Here is an 18149-nt window from a genome sequence, read left to right on the forward strand (position 1 = left end):
TTGTGCGTTAATGACAGGGCCGCATGCCCGGCCATCGCGGCTTGCGGAGTCCTCAGTCTTCCCTTGCCGCGCCATGCTCCAGACCCTTCGCTCCAAGATTCTTGCCATCAGCACAGCCACCGTGGTCGGCGCCCTTGCCATCACGGGGGCCGCCACGTACCACATCGTCCGCGGCAGCACGTTCCAGACCATCGAACAGGACCTGGACGCCATCACCGCAGGCAACACCATGGCCATCGACCAGTGGGTGGCCTCCAAGGCGCGCGCCGTCAGCGCCGCCGCCGCCGTGATCGAGCATGGCGACCCGCAGGGCTTTGCCGCCCACATGGGCCAGGCCAGCGGCTTCCCCATCACCACGGTGGGCTGGCAGGACAAGACCTTCAAGTCCACCACCAGCACCCCGCCCGACTACGACCCCACGGCCCGCCCCTGGTACAAGAGCGCCGTGCAGGCCGGCAAGCTGACACTGACCAAGCCCTATGGCGACTCCACCACGGGCGTGCCCTATGTGGCCTTCGTGGCGCCCATGCTGCGCGGCGGCGCGCTGCAGGGCGTGATCAGCGGCGCCGTGCCGCTGGAGGGCGTGCGCGAGGTGGTCTCGGCCATCCGCCCCACGCCCGGCAGCCTGGGCTTCGTGGTCAGCCGTGACGGCCAGGTGCTGGCGCATGCCGATGCCAAGCTGCTGCTCAAGCCCACCTCCGACCTCTCCGAGCTGCTGACGCCGGCCGCGCTGACCGCGCTGGCCAGCGCCACGGCGCCGCTGGAAGTGAACCTGGGCGGCAGCGCCAAGCTGCTCAAGGCCCGCCCGGTGCAGGGCACGGACTGGCTGCTGGTGGTGGCGCTGGACAAGGCCGAGGCCACGACCGGACTGCAAAGCGTGCTCAAGACGCTTGCCATTGCCATCGTGCTGCTGGCCTGCCTGGCCACGGCCGTGGCGGCGGCGCTGACGGCCCAGTCCTTCCGGCGCCTGTCCCAGGTGCGCGACGCCATGGACAAGATCGGCTCGGGCGGCGGCGACCTGACGCAGCGCTTGCCGGTGTCGGGCAATGACGAAGTGGCGCAGATCGCCTCGTCCTTCAACGGCTTCGTCGAGCAGATCGGCACCGTGCTCAAGGATGTGCGCAACGGCGTGGAGTCCATGAAGACCGCCACCGACGAGATCAAGCTGGGCAACCTGGACCTGTCCAACCGCACCGAGTCCTCGGCCAGCAGCCTGCAGGAGACCTCGGCCTCGCTGTCGCAGCTGACGGCCAATGTGCGCCAGTCGGCCGAGGCGGCCGCCATGGCCACGCGCCTGGCCCAGTCGGCCAGCAGCTCGGCCACCAAGGGTGGCGACGTGGTGGGCAGCGCCGTGAGCACCATGGACGACATCTCCAAGGCCTCGTCCAAGATCGGCGAGATCATCGGCGTCATCGACGCCATCGCCTTCCAGACCAACATCCTGGCGCTCAATGCCGCCGTCGAGGCAGCCCGCGCCGGTGAGCAGGGCCGGGGCTTTGCCGTGGTGGCGGCAGAAGTGCGCAGCCTGGCCCACCGCAGCGCGGCGGCCGCCAAGGAGATCAAGACCCTGATCGACGCCTCCGGCGCCAGCGTGGCCATGGGCACGGACCGCGTGCGCGCCGCCGGCCAGACCATGGGCGAGATCGTGGATGGCATCCAGCGCGTCTCCCAGATCATTGTCGAGATCAACGGCGCCATGACCGAGCAGAGCGTGGGCATCGGCCAGATCAACCAGGCCGTGGCCGACATGGACCGCGCCACGCAGCAGAACGCCGCGCTGGTGGAGGAGTCCACCGCCGCATCGTCCGTGCTCAACGAGCAGGCCCACCACCTGTCGCGCACGGTGGCCGGCTTCACGCTGGAAGGGCGTGCGCCTGCCCGGGATCAGCTGCTGCTTACCAACTGAGCCGCAGCAAGCGACGGGCTCAGGCCTGGGCCGGCGCTCCCAGGCGCTGGGACAGGCTGCGCGCCTGGGCCTGCAGCAGCAGGGCCGGCCGGCCTTGCAGGTCCAGGTCCAGCGTGGCCGAAGGGCCGATGGCGGCAATGGCCAGCACCAGCTGGCCAAAGCCGTCGAATACCGGCACGGCCAGCGCGCTCACGCCTGACAGCAGCTGGTTCTCCACGCGGCTCAGGCGGCTGGCGCGGATGGCGGCCAGCTCCTTTGCAAAGGCGGGCTCCTCCAGGCTGTGGCCTTCCGCGTCCAGCAGGGGCGCGATGCGCCCGGGCTCGCCAAAGGCCGCAAAGATCTTTCCCGTGGCCGTGTGGCGCAGCGATGCGGGCGTGCCGTGGCGCATGGCCACATAGACATGGGTGGGCCCCTCTTCCACGCGGATGATGGTCGGCCCCTGGCCGCTCCACATGGCAATCGACACCGTGCTGCCCACCTCCTGCGCCAGCGCGGGCAGCTCGGCAATCGCCAGGCGCACGGGATCGGCCTGCTGCAGGCTGATCAGCCCCATCTGTATGGCCAGCGGCCCCAGGCCGTAGTGGCCGCTGGCGCGGTCCTGCTCCATCAGGCCCAGCTTGCAGAAGCTCACCAGGTAGGGATGGGCCTTGGCCGCCGTCATGCCGGCCTCGCGCGCCAGATCCTTCAGCGCCATGCGCCGGCCGGTGCGCGCCAGCGCCTTGAGCAGCTGGCCGCCGACCTCCACGCTCTGGATGCCACGCGGGCCGCGCGCGGGCTCGTCATCGGCGCTGTCGGAGGGGAAGACGGGGTCGTTCGGGGAGGAGGCGGCATCGGACATGGCAGGCATTGTGAAGGCTGGAACCCGGAGTTTGCGGCTCCGAGGGTTTTTCACTATGTCAAATGAATTGTTCAATGTTGAATTTTTCCCTAGCATTCAGGCATTCGATAAAAACAAATGCATTTGTCCATCTCAAAAGCAGGATGCCCATGACCACCAAGACCTTTGCCTCCGCCGCCGACCTCGAAATCAAGCAGGTCAGCTTCGACAAGCTCTCCGAGCACGCCTACGCCTACACGGCCGAAGGCGACCCCAACACCGGCATCATCATTGGCGACGACGCCGTGATGGTGATCGACACCCAGGCCACGCCCGTCATGGCCCAGGACGTGATCCGCCGCATCCGCGAGGTCACCGACAAGCCCATCAAGTACGTCACGCTGTCCCACTACCACGCGGTGCGCGTGCTGGGCGCCTCGGCCTTCTTCGCGGAAGGCGCCGAGCACATCATTGCCAGCCAGGACACCTACGACCTCATCGTGGAGCGCGGCGAGCAGGACAAGGCCAGCGAGATCGGCCGCTTCCCGCGCCTGTTCCAGAACGTGGAAAGCGTGCCCGACGGCATGACCTGGCCCACCCTCACCTTCACCGGCAAGATGACGCTGTGGCTGGGCAAGCTGGAAGTGCAGATCCTGCAGCTGGGCCGCGGCCACACCAAGGGCGACACCGTGGTCTGGCTGCCCCAGGACAAGGTGCTGTTCAGCGGCGACCTGGTGGAGTTCGGCGCCACGCCCTACGCGGGCGATGCCTACTTCCAGGACTGGCCGCACACGCTGGACGCCATCGCCGCCCTGCAGCCCGAAAAGCTCGTGCCCGGCCGGGGCGCCGCGCTGCAGACGCCGGCCGAGGTGCAGGCCGGCCTGGCCGGCACGCGCGACTTCATCAGCGACCTGTGGACCGAGGTCAAGGCCGGCGCCGACGCCCAGCAGGACCTGCGCAAGGTCTACGAGGCCGCCTTCGCCAAGCTGCAGCCCAAGTACGGCCAGTGGGTGATCTTCAACCACTGCATGCCCTTCGATGTGACCCGCGCCTATGACGAGGCATCGGGCCACGCCGACCCGCGCATCTGGACCGCCGAACGCGACCGCCAGATGTGGCTGGCGCTCGAAGGCTGATGCACGGCGGCGTCCGGGCCTGAACACCGGCACGCCCGCCCATCGCACCCGTCCGTGAACCGGCGCCCTGGCGCGCCGGCGGGGATGGCTGCGCCCTTTTTTCCACACTGCCCACGCCAGAGGACGAACACCATGTCCCACCCCGCCATCTCCCTGCAAGCGCTGCGCGGCAGCGGCGCAGACATACAGTCCATCCACATCCCCTACGAGCGCCATGCCGACCAGGACGCCGGTGCGGACACGCCCGCCCGGCATCCCGTGGTCATCGTCGGCGCCGGCCCCGTAGGCCTGTCGCTGGCCATCGACCTGGCCCAGCGCGGCCAGCGCGTGGTGCTGCTGGACAACGACTGCCGGCTGTCCACGGGCTCGCGCGCCATCTGCTTTTCCAAGCGCACGCTGGAGATCTGGGACCGCCTGGGCGTGGGCCAGCCCATGGTGGACAAGGGGGTGTCCTGGAACCTGGGCAAGGTCTTCTTCAAGGACCAGCCGCTGTACCGCTTCGACCTGCTGCCCGAGGACGGCCATGAGCGCCCGGCCTTCATCAACCTGCAGCAGTACTACGCCGAGGCCTACCTGGTCGAGCGCGCACTGCAGCTGCCGTTGATCGACCTGCGCTGGCACAGCAAGGTCACGGCACTGGAGCCGCAGGCCGAGGGCGCGCTGCTGACCGTGGAGACACCTGACGGCAGCTACCGCATCGATGCGCAATGGGTCCTGGCCTGCGACGGCTCGCGCTCGCCGCTGCGTGGCCTGCTGGGCCAGGAAAGCCATGGCCGCATCTTCCGCGACCGCTTCCTGATCGCCGACGTGAAGATGCACGCCGAATTCCCCACCGAGCGCTGGTTCTGGTTCGACCCGCCCTTCCACCCGGGCCAGAGCGTGCTGCTGCACCGCCAGCCCGACGATGTCTGGCGCATCGACTTCCAGCTGGGCTGGGACGCGGACCCCGAGGAAGAGAAAAAGCCCGAGAACATCGTGCCGCGCATCCGCGCCCTGCTGGGCAAGGACGCGCCCTTCGAGCTGGAATGGGCCAGCGTCTACACCTTCGCCTGCCTGCGCATGGACCGCTTCGTCCACGGCCGCGTGGTCTTCGCGGGCGACAGCGCCCACGGCGTCTCGCCGTTTGGCGCACGCGGCGCCAACAGCGGCGTGCAGGATGCCGAGAACCTGGCCTGGAAGCTGGACCGCGTGCTGCGCGGCCAGGCCGATGCCTCGCTGATCGCCACCTACGGCGCCGAGCGCGAATACGCGGCCGACGAGAACATCCGCAACTCCACGCGCGCCACCGACTTCATCACGCCCAAGAGCGAGATCAGCCGCCTGTTCCGCGACGCCGTGCTGGACTTGGCGCGCGACCATGAATTCGCGCGCCGCATCGTCAACAGCGGGCGGCTGTCCGTGCCGGCCACGCTGCACGGCTCCGTGCTCAACACGCCCGACACCGACACCTTCGACGGAACGCAGATGCCCGGCGCCGTGCTGGCCGATGCGCCCATGCGCCGGCCTGGCGCAGACGGCACGGCCTGGCTGCTGCGCGCACTGGGACCGGACTTCACGCTGCTGCACTTCGGCCCCACGCCGGCCTGGGCGCAGGCGCTGCCCGGCGTGCTCAACCTGTCCATCGCAGCCGAGGGCGAAGCCCATGCGCACGGCGCCGACCTCATCGATGCGCGCGGCCTGGCGGCCAAACGCCTGGATGCACGCCCCGGCACCAGCTACCTGCTGCGGCCTGACCAGCATGTCTGCGCGCGCTGGCGCCGCCCCGACGAAGCCAACGTGCGCGCCGCGTTGCAAAGAGCCTGCGGCGCCGCCGCCACGGCCTGAACCTCTTACGCCCCATCCACAGGAGACCGCCATGCTGCTGTCCACCCACCCCAACCTGCAGGCCTGCGACGATTTCTACGAAGCCCTGATCGCCACCCACCAGGGGCTCGATACCGCGCAAAGCCATGCCCTCAATGCCCGCCTCGTGCTGCTGCTGGCCAATCACATCGGCCACCAGGGCACCTTGCTGCATGCGCTCGAACTGGCCCGCGCCAGCGCAGGACTTGCCCCTGCCGGCGCGGACCCGGCCGAGCGCGGCGCCGTGACGCCGGTCGCCCCGGTACACGCGGCCGCCTGAAGCCGCGCGCCGCCGCCCGTGCGACGGCCTGCCATCCCCACAAAGGCGCCCGCCTCACACCTTGGACATCTCACAAGGGCGCCGCATACAACATGGAGACAAGGATGCAACGCAAGCAGTTTCTGGCCGCACTGGCCTGCTCGGGCCTGGCCCTGGCCGCAGGGCCTGCCGCCCTGGCACAGGACAAGCCCCTGGAATGGGTCGTGGGCTATGCGGCCGGCGGCGGCTCGGACGTGGTCGCCCGCGTCATCGCCGAAGCCATGGGCCGCAACATGGAGCGGGTCATCGTCATCAACAACAAGCCCGGCGCAGGCACCAACATCGCGGCCGAGTACAGCGCCCGCTCGCGCGACTACGGCAACCTCATGTTCACGGCCGACTTCGCCACGCTGGCGGCCAACCCCTTCCTGTTCAGCAAGCTCAACTACAACGCCGAGCGCGACTTCAAGCCCGTGGGCATGCTGGTGCGCTTTCCCATGCTGCTGGTGGTCAACAACGAGGTGCCCGCCACCAACCTCGCCGAATTCCTGGCCTGGGCCAAACAGCAAAAGACCGGCGTGAGCTGGGGCTCGGCCGGACTGGGCAGCCCCCACCACCTGGTGGGCGAACTGTTCCGCGAACAGGCGGGCATCAGCAACATGACCCATGTGCCCTACCGTGGCGCCGCCCCGGCCGTGCAGGACGTGGTCGGCGGCCAGATTCCCGCCATGTGGGCCGACAGCGCCACCATCATTCCCTTCCTGAGCGAGAAAAAGCTCAAGGCCATCGGCGTGGCCAGCCCCGCCCGCGTGGATGTGCTGCCCCAGGTCGCCACGTTGCAGGAGCAGGGTCTGAAAGGTTTCGAGGGCTATGCCTGGCAGGGCATCGTCGTGCCCACGGGCAGCTCGGCCGAGGTGGTCAAGAAGTTCAGCCAGTCGCTGCAGCAGGCCCTGGCCGACACCCGCACCAAGGCACGCCTGGCCGCCATGGGCGTGGAACCCATGCCCGGCAGCGCCGACCAGATGGGCCAGTTCGTGCGCGCCGAGCGCAGCAAGTGGGGCCGGGTGATCTCGGCCAACAACATCAAGCTGGATTGAGCGCCACGCTGCAGATGCAAAAAGGCTGCCGGTCCGGCAGCCTTTTTCGTTGTGGCGGGGGGTTGCGTCTCAGGCCACCGCCTCCGCACTGCGCCCCATCCCCAGATAGGTATCGATGATGCGCCGGTCGTGCAGCAGCTCCCTGGCCGCGCCGCTGAGCGCCACGGCGCCCATCTCCAGCACGTAGGCACGGTCGGCCACCTTGAGGGCGGCGCGCGCGTTCTGCTCGACCAGCAGCACCGAGACGCCGTGGTCGCGCAGGCCGGCCACGACCTGCAGCACCTCGCGCACGATCAGCGGCGCCAGGCCCAGCGAGGGCTCGTCCAGCAGCAGCAGGCGCGGGCGCGCCATCAGCGCGCGGCCGATGGCCAGCATCTGGCGCTCGCCGCCCGACAGGGTGGAGGCCATCTGCGGGCGCCGCTCCCTCAGGCGCGGGAAGATGGCAAAGACCTCGTCCATGCGCTGCGCCTGGTCGCGCAGGCCCCGGCGCCAGCGCGAGAAGCCGCCCAGCAGCAGGTTGTCCTCCACCGACATCTCGCCGAACAGCTCGCGCTTTTCGGGCACCAGGGCCACGCCGTTGGCCACCATGACCTCGACGCCGGGGCGTGCGATGCGCTTGCCGTCCAGATGGATCTCGCCGCGCGAGGGCAGCAGGCCCATGGCGGCCGACAGCAGCGTGGTCTTGCCCGCGCCGTTGGGGCCGATGACGGTGACGATCTCGCCGCTGCGCACATCCAGATCCACCTGGTGCACGGCCTCCACGGGACCGTAGGACACGCTCAGGCCCTTGAGCTGCAAAAGGGTGTCGCTCATGCCGTCTCTCCGGTTACCTCGTCGTCGTCGCCGCCGCCCAGGTAGGCATCCAGCACGCGCTGGTTGACCTGGATCTGGGCCGGCGTGCCTTCGGCGATCACGGTGCCGAACTCCAGCACCGTAATGCGGTCCGCAAGATTCATGACGAACTCCATGTCGTGCTCCACGACGAGAATGCCCAGCCCCTCGGCGCGCAGCTGGCGCAGCAGGTCGGCCAGGGCCTGTTTTTCCAGGTGGCGCAGGCCGGCGGCCGGCTCGTCCAGCAGCAGGGCCGCAGGCTGGCCGGCCAGGGCGCGTGCGATCTCCACGATGCGCTGCTGGCCCAGGGCCAGCGAGGCGGCCGGCACATCGGCGAAGGCGCCCAGGCCGCAGCGCTCGATCTGGCGGCGCGCCTCGGCCAGCACCGAGGCCTCCTCGGCCCGGTCCAGGCGCAGCATGGAGGCCAGCCAGCCCCGGTGCGCACGCCGGTGCGCGCCCACGGCCACGTTCTCCAGCACGCTGCGCTGGCCCAGCAGGCGCACATGCTGGAAGGTGCGGCCCAGGCCCAGGGCGGCGAAGCGGCGCGAGGGCGCATCGTTCATGGCCTGGTCCATGAAGCGGACCTGGCCCTCGGTGGGCGAGTCCACGCCCGAGATCATGTTGAAGAAGGTGCTCTTGCCCGCGCCGTTGGGGCCGATCAGCGCATGCACCTCGCCGGCCTTGAGCGTCATGGCCACATCGTTGTTGGCCACCAGGCCGCCAAAGCGCTTGGTCACATGCTCGGCCGCCAGCAGCACCTGGCCCGTAGCGGGCAGCGCGCGCTGCGCCAGCGGCGCCGCGTCCGCCAGCTTCAGATCGGACACGGGCCGGCGCACCCAGCGCGCCGTGAGCGCCTGCAGCGTGGGCCACAGGCCTTCTGCAAAGCGCTGCAGCACCAGCACCATCAGCAGGCCGAAGACGATGACCTCGAAGTTGCCGCTGGTGCCCAGCAGGGCCGGCAATATGTCCTGCAGCTTTTGCTTGACCAGGGTGATCAGCGTGGCACCCAGCACGGCGCCCCACAGGTGGCCGGCGCCGCCGACCACGGCCATGAACAGGTACTCGATGCCCACGTTCAGGTTGAAGGGCGCCGGGCTCACGAAGCGCTGCATGTGGGCGTAGAGCCAGCCCGACAGAGTGGCCAGCAAGGCCGCCAGCACGAAGAGCTTGACGCGGTAGTGCGCTGTGTCGATGCCCATGGATTCGGCCATGACGCGGCCGCCGCGCAGCGCGCGGATGGCCCGGCCCTCGCGCGAGTCCAGCAGGTTGTGCAGCAGCCACAGCGCCACCAGCAGCACGGCCCAGATCACCACGCCCATGGCGCGCGGCGAGGCCAGCGAGACGCCGCCGATCACCAGCGGCGCAATGCCCGTGATGCCGGTCTGCCCGCCCAGGAATTCCATGTTGCCGAACAGGTAGTACAGGCTCAGCCCCCAGGCGATGGTGCACAGCGGCAGGTAGTGGCCCTGCAGCTTGACCGTGACCGCGCCCAGCAGCCAGGCCACGACGAAGGTGATGAGCAGGCCCAGCGCCAGGCCCACCCAGGGCAGGCCCGCCGCGCCCACCAGCCCGCCCAGCGCGGCCACCGAGGCCGGCGCCGTGCAGACCCAGGCCGTGGCATAGGCGCCGATGCCCACGAAGGCCGCCTGGCCGAACGAGGTCATGCCGCCCACGCCGGTCAGCATCACCAGGCCTGCGGCCACCATGGCGAACAGGCCGATGTAGCTGAGGATGACGACGGTGAAATCAGGCAGAAAGCCCCAGGACGCGGCCAGCAGCGCAATGGCGGCCACCGTGAGCACGCGCGTGCTGATGCCGCCCGAGGCGGCCTTGGCAGGCGCCGTGGCCTGCGAGGAAACGGGGGCGCTCATTCTTCTTCCTCCACATGGTGGCTATTGCGCGATCGCCACCACAGCACCGGGATGATCAGCGTGAACACCAGCACCTCCTTGTAGGCACTGGCCCAGAACGACGAGAAGGCCTCCAGCAGCCCGACCAGCAGCGCGCCGGCCAGGGCCAGCGGGTAGCTGGCCAGCCCGCCCACGATGGCGGCCACGAAGCCCTTGAGGCCGATCAGAAAGCCGGTGTCGTAGTACACCGTGGTCAGCGGCGCGATCAGCAGGCCGGAGATGGCGCCGATCAGCGCGGCCAGCGCAAAGCTCACGTCGCCGGCCATGGCCGTGGGAATGCCCATGAGGCGTGCGCCCACGCGGTTGATGGCGGTGGCGCGCAGCGCCTTGCCGATCATGGAGCGCTCGAAGAACACGAACAGCAGGGCCACCAGCACCAGGGTCACGCCCACCACCACCAGGGACTGGCCCGAAATCGTGATGTCGCCCAGGCGCAGCTGCGCCTCGGAAAATGCGGGGGTGCGCGAGCCTTCGGCACCGAAGAACAGCAGCCCCAGGCCGACCAGCACGCCGTGCATGGCCACCGAGACGATGAGCAGCATCAGCACCGAGGCATGGGCCAGCGGCCGGTAGGCCAGGCGGTACAGCAGCGGCCCCATGGGCGTGATCAGCACCAGGGTGGCCAGCGCCTGCAGCATCAGCGAGGACGGGCGCAGCCCCCAGGCCAGGGCCACGGCAATGGCCGGCAGCGCCAGGCACCACAGGAAGGTGGCGGGCCAGCTCACCTGGCTGCCCGCGCGCCAGCGCAGCAGGTCCACCACCAGCACGGCGGCGGCCAGGGCCAGCAGCAGCCACAGCGTGGTGGGCACGCGGCCGGCCTGCATCATGGCCAGGGTGAGCGCGCCGAAGGCGACGAACTCGCCCTGCGGAATGAAGATGATGCGGGTGACCGAGAACACCAGCACCAGGGCCAGCGCCATCAGGCCGTAGACGGCGCCGTTGACGATGCCGTCCTGCCCCAGCAGCAGGGCGATTTGCAGATCCATGATCGACTTTCGAGCAGGCGCGGCCGAGCGCCACAGCGGCCGCCGCCAGGTGCGGCAGCCGCTGCGGCCTCAGGCCCGCAGGTTCAGGGCTGGTACTTCCAGGTGCCGTTCTCGATCTTGACCATGACGGCCGCGCGCTGGTCCAGGCCCAGGTGGTCGGTGGGCGTCATGTTGAAGATGCCGTGGGCGCCGGCCACGTCCTTGGTCTGCTCCAGCGCATCGCGCAGGGCGGCGCGGAACTCGGCCGTGCCGGGCTGGGCCTTCTTGAGCGCGGCGGGAATCGCCGCTTCGAGCACGCGGCCCGCATCCCAGGAATGCGCGCCAAAGGTCGATGCCGTGCCCTTGCCGTTGGCGGCCTCGTAAGCCTCCACATAGGAGACGGCAGACTTCTTGACCGGGTTGCTGTCGGGCAGTTGGTGGGCCACCAGCACGGGGCCGGCGGGCAGCAGCGTGCCTTCCACATCCTTGCCGCCCACGCGCAGGAAGTCGGCATTGGCCACGCCATGGGTCTGGTAGATCTTGCCCTGGTAGCCGCGCTCCTTGAGCGACTTTTGCGGCAGCGCGGCCGGCGTGCCCGAGCCTGCGATCAGCACCGCATCGGGCTTGGCGGACATGAGCTTGAGCGTCTGGCCCGTGACCGAGGTATCGCTGCGCGAATAGGCCTCGGTGGCGGTGAGCTTGATGCCCTTGGCCTCGGCCACCTTGCGGAACTCCTGCAGCCAGCTTTCACCGTAGGCGTCGTTGAAGCCGATGTAGCCCACGGTCTTGATGCCGGCCTTGGCCATGTGCTCGCCGATGGCGGCGGCCATCATGGCGTCGTGCTGGGGCGTCTTGAAGACCCAGAACTTCTTGGCATCCATGGGCTCGACGATCTTGGCCGAGGCCGCCAGCGTGATCATGGGCGTCTTGGCCTCGGAGACCACGTCCACCATGGCCAGCGAGTTGGGCGTGATGCTGGAGCCCAGGATGACATCGACCTTGCTCTCGCTGATCAGCTTGCGCGTGTTGGCCACGGCCGCCGTGGTGTCGGAGGCGTCGTCCAGGATGATGTAGTTGACCTTCTGGCCCGCCACCGTGCGCGGCATCAGCGCCACGGTGTTCTTTTCGGGAATGCCCAGGGAGGCCGCCGGTCCGGTGGCCGAGACCACCACGCCCACATTGATGTCGGCCAGGGCCGAGCCCCAGACCGTGGCCAGGGTCGCGGCCAGCAGGCCCAGTTTCGTCAAACGCTTCATGTCTGTCTCCTTGTGTTGGATGGGGCGTGGCACCTTCAGGCGCCACAATTTACCGTGGTAACTATTTTTTTGCCAGCGGTTTGATGCCCGGGTTTGCCTGGGGTCTGCACGGCCGGCAGGCCTCCGAGGAACAGGTCGGCCACCACGGGGGCCATGGCCTCGTGGTCCAGCGAGCCGTCGGGCCGCAGCCAGGTGAACATCCAGTTCATCATCCCGAACAGCAGCATGGCCAGCGCCTTGGACAGGCCCGCGCCATCGGCGTCAGGCCGCAGCTGGGCCACCGCCTGGGCAAATGTCTCGACCACGGCGCGCTCCTTGCCCAGCACGCGCTGGCGGTCGTCGTCCTGCAGGAAGCGCACGTCCTCGGTCAGCACGCGGTGGGCATGGCGGGCATGGGCGTACTCCTGCACGAAGCGCTCGATCAGCATGCGCAGCCGCGGCTCGGGCGGCAGGCCCATGGACTGCACTTCGTCCACCAGGGCCTGCAGCCGCGTCATGTGGCCATCGGTGATGTCCACCAGCAGCGCGTACTTGTCGCGGAAGTAGTGGTAGATGGTGGGCTTGGACAGGCCGCAGGCCTGGGCCACCTCGTTCATCGAAGTGCCGGGGTAGCCGCTGCGCGCGAACAGCGCGGCGGCATGGCCCAGGATCAGTTCGCGCTGGTCGTCGTATCCGGAAGATCGGCCTCGGGCCATGGGACTCCTGTGCGCGCTCAGCGGCTGCGGTGGTCGATCACGCGGCGGGCCTTGCCCACCAGGGTGCGCTCTATGGAATCGGGCCGCAGCACCTCGACCTCGGCGCTCACGCCGACCAGGGTCTTGATGCGCTGCTGCACCCACAGTGCCAGCGCCTCGGTGTCGCCCTGCGTGCCCGGCTGCATCTCGCAGCGCACGGCCAGCCGGTCCAGGTTGCCGTCGCGCGTGACCACCAGCTGGTACTGGCCCGACAGCTGGGCGTTCTGCAGCACGATCTCCTCGATCTGCGTGGGAAACAGGTTCACGCCGCGGATGATGAGCATGTCGTCGCTGCGCCCCACGATCTTGCCCATGCGCCGGAAGCTGCGCGAAGTCGGCGCAAGCAGCCGCGTCAAATCCCGCGTGCGGTAGCGAATGATGGGCATGGCTTCCTTGGACAGCGACGTGAAGACCAGCTCGCCCTCGCTTCCGTCGGGCAGCACCTCGCCCGTGTCGGGGTCGATGATCTCGGGATAGAAATGGTCTTCCCAGATCACCGGCCCGTCCTTGCTCTCCACGCATTCGCTGGCCACGCCCGGTCCCATGACTTCGGACAGGCCGTAGATGTCCACGGCATCCAGCCCCGCCTTGCCCTCGATCTCGCGGCGCATGGCCTCGGTCCAGGGTTCGGCGCCGAAGATGCCGATCTTCAAGGAGCTTGCGCGCGGGTCCAGGCCCTGGCGCTGCATCTCCTCCACGATCACCTGCATGTAGCTGGGCGTGACCATGATGATGTCGGGCCGGAAATCCTGGATCAGCTGCACCTGCTTTTCGGTCTGCCCGCCCGACATGGGCACCACGGTGCAGCCCGCGCGCTCGGCACCGTAGTGCGCGCCCAGGCCGCCCGTGAACAGGCCGTAGCCATAGGCCACATGCACCATGTCGCCGGGCCGCCCGCCCGCCGCGCGGATGGAGCGCGCCACCAGGTTGGCCCAGTTGTCGATGTCATTCAACGTGTAGCCCACGACCGTGGGCTTGCCCGTGGTGCCCGAGGAGGCATGCACGCGCGCCACCTTCTGGCGCGGCACGGCGAACATGCCGAACGGGTAGTTCTCGCGCAGGTCCTTCTTGGTGGTGAAGGGAAAGCGGGCCAGGTCGGACAGCGTGCGCAGGTCGGAAGGGTGCACGCCCTTTTCATCGAAGGCGCGGCGGTAGTGCGGCACATGGTCGTAGGCGTGCTGCAGCGACCAGCGCAGGCGCAGCAGCTGCAGCGAGGCGATCTCGTCGCGGCTGGCGGTTTCGATGGGGTCGAGTTCGCCGGGGGCGAGGCGCTGCAGGGACATGGCGGACCTCTTCAGGCGGGCTCTGTCAGGCCGGGAACGGTGGGCCGGCCCTTGAAGCTGTGCGAGCGGCCACGGAACAGCGCGATCACTTCCTGGCGCTGGTTGGTGACCTGCACGTCATAGACGCCGGTGCGGCCTGCGCGCGAGACTTCGCGGGCCTGGGCCGTGAGCACGTCGCCGGGCCGGCCGGGCGCGACGAAGTCCACGCTCAGGCCCGAGGCCACCGTCATCTCGTTGCGCGCATTGCAGGCATAGGCAAAGGCCGTGTCGGCCAGCGCCGTGATGAAGCCGCCGTGGCAGATGTCGAAGCCGTTGAGCATGTCGTCGCGCACGGCCATCTCCATGCGCGCCGCGCCGGGGGCAATGTCCGTGATGCGCAGGCCCAGGCCTTGCGCGGCGCGGTCGCGCGCCAGCATGCCGTCGCGCACCTGTTCGGCCAGGCGCTGTGCGGCTTCGTCCGGGGTATGGGTGTCTTGCATGGCGCCGCTCCTCAACGGTCCGAGAACACGGCAGCCCGCTTGCCCAGGAAGGCGGCCACGCCCTCCTGGTAGTCGTGGGCCGCGCCCAGCTGGCCCTGCTGGCGCGCCTCGCGCGTGAGCGCATGCTCGTAGTCCAGCAGTTGGGCAGAGTCCATGGCCTCCCGCGTGCGCGCCAGGGCCCGCACGGGCATGGCGGCCAGGCGCTGGGCCAGGGCCTGGGCTTCGCTGCGCAAATCGGCATCTTCCACGCAGCGCCAGATCAGGCCCATGCGTTCGGCCTCGGCCGCAGGCAGCTTGTCGCCCAGCAGCGCAAGGCCCAGGGCGCGCGCACGGCCCACCAGGCGCGGCAGCAGCCAGGTGCCGCCGCAGTCGGGCACCAGGCCGATCTTGGCAAAGGCCTGGATGAAGCTGGCCGAGCGCGCGGCCAGCACCAGGTCGCAGGCCAGCGCGATATTGGCGCCCGCACCTGCGGCCACGCCATTGACGGCGGCCACCACGGGCACGGGCATGGACTTGAGCCGCAGGCACAGCGGCTGGTAGCGGCGCTCGATCAGGTCGCCCAGGTTCTGGTCGGGCGCGGCCTCGGGGTCGGACAGATCCTGGCCCGCGCAAAAGCCGCGCCCCGCCCCCGTGAGCACCACGCAGCGCACCGAGGCATCGCCGGCGGCCTGCTCCAGGGCCGAAAGCAGCTGCTCGTGCAGTTGCGCGTTGAAGCTGTTGAGCGCGTCGGGGCGGTTCAGCACCAGGGTGCGGACGGCGTCTTGCTGCTCAACCAGAACCAGCGATGGGGGCATGGAAGTCTCCGTGGCCTGTCTGCCGTCTTTATGCGGCAGATCAAACATAATTTACCGAATGGTCGGTAAATGTTAGTCGCCAGACCCTTTCCACCACAAGCGCCCAGGCACCGAGGAAACCCCTAGGCCCCATGAAAAAAGGCCCCCACGCTGCCCCCCGAGGGGGCGTTTTTCATCTTGGGGCGGCCCGGCGATGAAAAAAGGCCCGCACGGGCCATTTTTCTTGAAGGTTCAGGGCTTGAAGCCCGAGCGCTGCACCACCGGCGTCCACTGCGCGCGGTAGGCCTTGAGCATCTCGGCCGTCTGCGCGCTGCTGCTGGAGACCGGGGTGAGCCGGCTGGCCTCGAATTTCTGGCGCGTGTCGGGCTCCTTCATGATCTCCTGCACCATGCGCGACAGGCGCTCGGCAACGTCGGGCGCCATGCTCTGCGGCGCGAACAAGGTGTTCCAGCCCATGCCCGACAGGTTCAGGCCCGATTCCTTGAGCGTGGGAATGTCCGGCGCCATGGTGCTGCGGCGCTCGCCCGACACGGCCAGCACGCGGATCTTGCCGGCCTCGTGCTGGGGCAGCAGCACGTCGAAGGTGTCGATGGCCAGCGGCACCTGGCCGCCCACCAGGTCGGTCAGCAGCGGGGCCGAGCCCTTGTAGCCCACGGTTTCGGTGCGGACCTTGGCGGCCTCGCCCAGCATCAGCGAGAAGAAGTGCGGCAGGCTGCCCGTGGCCGGCACGCCCACGTTGGCCTGCTGCGGATTGGCACGCAGCCAGGCCAGCAGGTGCGACAGCTGCCTGACGGGCACGGCACTGGCCACGGCCACGCCGAATTCGTAGCGATTGACCTCGCTGACCGGGCGGAAGTCCTTGTCGGGGTCGTAGCCCGAGTCGGGGAACACCAGGGGCGCCACCAGCATCACGGCCGGGTTGGCCAGCAGCAGCGCGGGCTGGGAGGCCGGCGCGTTCTTCACATACTGGGCCGACAGACGGCCGCCCGCGCCGGGCTTGTTCTCCACCACCACGGGCGAGCCCACGCGCGCCTGCAGCTTGTCGGCCACGATGCGCGCCACGCGGTCGGTGGCGCCACCGGGCGGGTAGCCCACGACGATGCGCAGCGGCGCCTTGCCCGGAAACAGCGGCTCGGCCGCCGTGGCACTTCCAGCCAGCCAGCTGGCGGCCGAAACAGCCGGGGCCAGGGCCAGGATCTGGGTCAGGGTTCTTCGCTGCATCGCAAACTCTCTCCTTGCATGGACGGATTCCCGTGCGGAACGCACGCCGCACAATGTAGCGGCCTCAAAAAGCCCGTTGCCGCCGATATTGACCAGGGTTAACCCGAGGCAAGACGCCCTGCGCCGCTCGGGCATCGCGACAGCCTGGCGAAGCCGACTCGGCGACAATCGCCCACCATGAGCTTCGCCCCCCTGACCAACGACACCTTCCTGCGCGCCTGCCGGCGCCAGGCCACCGACTACACGCCGCTGTGGCTGATGCGCCAGGCGGGCCGCTATCTCCCCGAATACAAGGCCACGCGCGCCCGGGCCGGCAGCTTCATGGGCCTGGCCACCAACGTAGACTACGCCACCGAGGTCACGCTGCAGCCTCTGGAGCGCTTCCCGCTGGACGCGGCCATCCTGTTCTCCGACATCCTGACCGTGCCCGACGCCATGGGCCTGGGCCTGTCCTTTGCAGAAGGCGAAGGCCCGCGCTTTGCCAAGGTGGTGCGCGACGAGGCCGCCGTGGCCGAGCTGGCCGTGCCCGACATGGACAAGCTGCGCTATGTGTTCGACGCCGTGACCAGCATCCGCCGCGCGCTCGATGGCCGCGTGCCGCTGATCGGCTTCTCGGGCAGCCCCTGGACCCTGGCCTGCTACATGGTCGAGGGCAAGGGCAGCGACGACTACCGCCTGGTCAAGAGCCTGATGTATGCGCGCCCCGACCTGATGCACCGCATCCTAGCCATCAACGCCGACAGCGTGGCCGCCTACCTCAACGCCCAGATCGATGCGGGCGCCCAGGCCGTGATGGTGTTCGACAGCTGGGGCGGTGTGCTGGCCGACGGCGCCTTCCAGGAATTCAGCCTGGCCTATACCAAGCGCGTGCTGGCCGGACTCAAGCGCACGGGCGCCGATGGGCAGGACGTGCCGCGCATCGTCTTCACCAAGGGCGGCGGCATCTGGCTGCCCGACATGAAGGACCTGGACTGCGAGGTGCTGGGCCTGGACTGGACGGCCAACCTGGCCCGCGCCCGCGCCATCGTCGGCGGCGAGGTGGGCGGACCCGGCAAGGCGCTGCAGGGCAACATCGACCCCAATGTGCTGTTCGCACCGCCCGAGCGCGTGGCCGAGCAGGCGCGCGCCGTGCTCGACAGCTTCGGCGCCCCGCACACCGACAGGACCACCACGGGCCCCACGCACATCTTCAACCTGGGCCACGGCATCAGCCAGTTCACGCCGCCCGAGCACGTGGCGGCCCTGGTGGAGACCGTGCACAGCCATTCGCGCGCCCTGCGCCAGCGCTGATCGAGCCGCCTCCCCGCCCCCCGCTTCTCCCGAACCCCAGGGCCGGACGCCAGCGCAGCGCCGGCCCCTGCCGGGGCCGCCAACGGCCCGGCAAGGCCCCGCTGTCCACAAGCCGGGTACCCGACAGCCGCTTGCTGCACAAGATGGCCACAGACCATCTTATGCACAGAAAAATCCGAGCGAGGCCCTAGGAGTTGCAGTTGTCATCCGCGCCTGCACGCCGGCGACATATCGATATAAGCCATTGTTTTTGAATAAATTTTTTGATAGCAACATTTTCAGCATGCACCGATTGGCAAGGCCGGATAAGCAGGTGCATGCCCATAGAT

The 18149-nt window shown here is 69.1% G+C and carries 16 protein-coding genes; 6 read left to right on the forward strand and 10 right to left on the reverse strand.

The genetic code is table 11. The features are described from left to right. The first annotated feature begins 73 nt into the window (after positions 1-73). A complete protein-coding gene (locus INR38_RS20235) occupies positions 74-1906 on the forward strand; it encodes a methyl-accepting chemotaxis protein (RefSeq protein WP_071953737.1) in 1833 nt (610 codons plus the stop codon). A gap of 19 nt (positions 1907-1925) precedes the next feature. Here the strand turns inward: INR38_RS20235 and INR38_RS20240 are convergent, their stop codons facing one another. Beyond that, complete coding sequence (locus INR38_RS20240) at positions 1926-2744, reverse strand: IclR family transcriptional regulator (protein ID WP_174549409.1); 819 nt, start codon at positions 2742-2744, stop codon at positions 1926-1928. A 149-nt stretch (positions 2745-2893) separates the two neighbouring features. Here INR38_RS20240 and INR38_RS20245 point away from each other — a divergent pair, with 149 nt between their 5' ends. The 4 genes from INR38_RS20245 to INR38_RS20260 all read left to right on the forward strand — a co-directional run bounded on the left by INR38_RS20245 (position 2894) and on the right by INR38_RS20260 (position 7057). Beyond that, on the forward strand, positions 2894-3859 hold the full coding sequence (locus tag INR38_RS20245; protein WP_013800328.1) for an MBL fold metallo-hydrolase: 966 nt from the start codon (positions 2894-2896) through the stop codon (positions 3857-3859). Between the two features lie 132 nt (positions 3860-3991). After that, complete coding sequence (locus tag INR38_RS20250; RefSeq protein WP_207444388.1) at positions 3992-5683, forward strand: FAD-dependent oxidoreductase; 1692 nt, start codon at positions 3992-3994, stop codon at positions 5681-5683. Positions 5684-5714: 31 nt separating this feature from the next. Further along, positions 5715-5981 (forward strand): DUF2783 domain-containing protein, encoded by a 267-nt coding sequence (locus INR38_RS20255; RefSeq protein ID WP_013800326.1) that lies wholly within the window; start codon positions 5715-5717, stop codon positions 5979-5981. Between the two features lie 104 nt (positions 5982-6085). Next, complete coding sequence (locus INR38_RS20260; protein ID WP_013800325.1) at positions 6086-7057, forward strand: tripartite tricarboxylate transporter substrate binding protein; 972 nt, start codon at positions 6086-6088, stop codon at positions 7055-7057. Positions 7058-7126: 69 nt separating this feature from the next. Here INR38_RS20260 and INR38_RS20265 read toward each other — a convergent pair whose 3' ends face one another. The 9 genes from INR38_RS20265 to INR38_RS20305 form a co-directional block, all read right to left on the reverse strand. After that, a complete protein-coding gene (locus INR38_RS20265) occupies positions 7127-7870 on the reverse strand; it encodes an ABC transporter ATP-binding protein (RefSeq protein ID WP_097204432.1) in 744 nt (247 codons plus the stop codon). After that, positions 7867-9759 carry a branched-chain amino acid ABC transporter ATP-binding protein/permease gene (locus INR38_RS20270; protein ID WP_207444387.1) on the reverse strand — a complete coding sequence of 631 codons (1893 nt, stop codon included), beginning with the start codon at positions 9757-9759 and terminating at the stop codon, positions 7867-7869. The genes INR38_RS20265 and INR38_RS20270 overlap by 4 nt, the downstream gene beginning before the upstream one ends. After that, positions 9756-10784 carry a branched-chain amino acid ABC transporter permease gene (locus tag INR38_RS20275; RefSeq protein WP_012202505.1) on the reverse strand — a complete coding sequence of 343 codons (1029 nt, stop codon included), beginning with the start codon at positions 10782-10784 and terminating at the stop codon, positions 9756-9758. The genes INR38_RS20270 and INR38_RS20275 overlap by 4 nt, the downstream gene beginning before the upstream one ends. Before the next feature lie 83 nt (positions 10785-10867). Next, positions 10868-12019, reverse strand: a complete 1152-nt coding sequence (locus INR38_RS20280; protein WP_013800322.1) for an ABC transporter substrate-binding protein — start codon at positions 12017-12019, stop codon at positions 10868-10870. Between the two features lie 35 nt (positions 12020-12054). Beyond that, on the reverse strand, positions 12055-12714 hold the full coding sequence (locus INR38_RS20285; RefSeq protein ID WP_063327653.1) for a TetR/AcrR family transcriptional regulator: 660 nt from the start codon (positions 12712-12714) through the stop codon (positions 12055-12057). Between the two features lie 17 nt (positions 12715-12731). After that, on the reverse strand, positions 12732-14036 hold the full coding sequence (gene paaK, locus INR38_RS20290; RefSeq protein ID WP_123695371.1) for a phenylacetate--CoA ligase PaaK: 1305 nt from the start codon (positions 14034-14036) through the stop codon (positions 12732-12734). Positions 14037-14047: 11 nt separating this feature from the next. Then, positions 14048-14515 (reverse strand): hydroxyphenylacetyl-CoA thioesterase PaaI, encoded by a 468-nt coding sequence (gene paaI, locus INR38_RS20295; RefSeq protein WP_034397981.1) that lies wholly within the window; start codon positions 14513-14515, stop codon positions 14048-14050. A gap of 11 nt (positions 14516-14526) precedes the next feature. Next, positions 14527-15309 carry an enoyl-CoA hydratase-related protein gene (locus tag INR38_RS20300; protein ID WP_202759412.1) on the reverse strand — a complete coding sequence of 261 codons (783 nt, stop codon included), beginning with the start codon at positions 15307-15309 and terminating at the stop codon, positions 14527-14529. 231 nt (positions 15310-15540) lie between these two features. After that, entirely contained in the window at positions 15541-16530 is a 990-nt protein-coding gene (locus INR38_RS20305) for a tripartite tricarboxylate transporter substrate-binding protein (RefSeq protein WP_063327655.1), read from the reverse strand. A 177-nt stretch (positions 16531-16707) separates the two neighbouring features. Here INR38_RS20305 and hemE point away from each other — a divergent pair, with 177 nt between their 5' ends. Beyond that, a complete protein-coding gene (hemE, locus tag INR38_RS20310) occupies positions 16708-17820 on the forward strand; it encodes a uroporphyrinogen decarboxylase (protein ID WP_207444386.1) in 1113 nt (370 codons plus the stop codon). Positions 17821-18149 lie beyond the last annotated feature (329 nt).

This window comes from Delftia sp. SD018 (assembly GCF_017355445.1).
GTDB lineage: Bacteria > Pseudomonadota > Gammaproteobacteria > Burkholderiales > Burkholderiaceae_C > Comamonas > Comamonas acidovorans.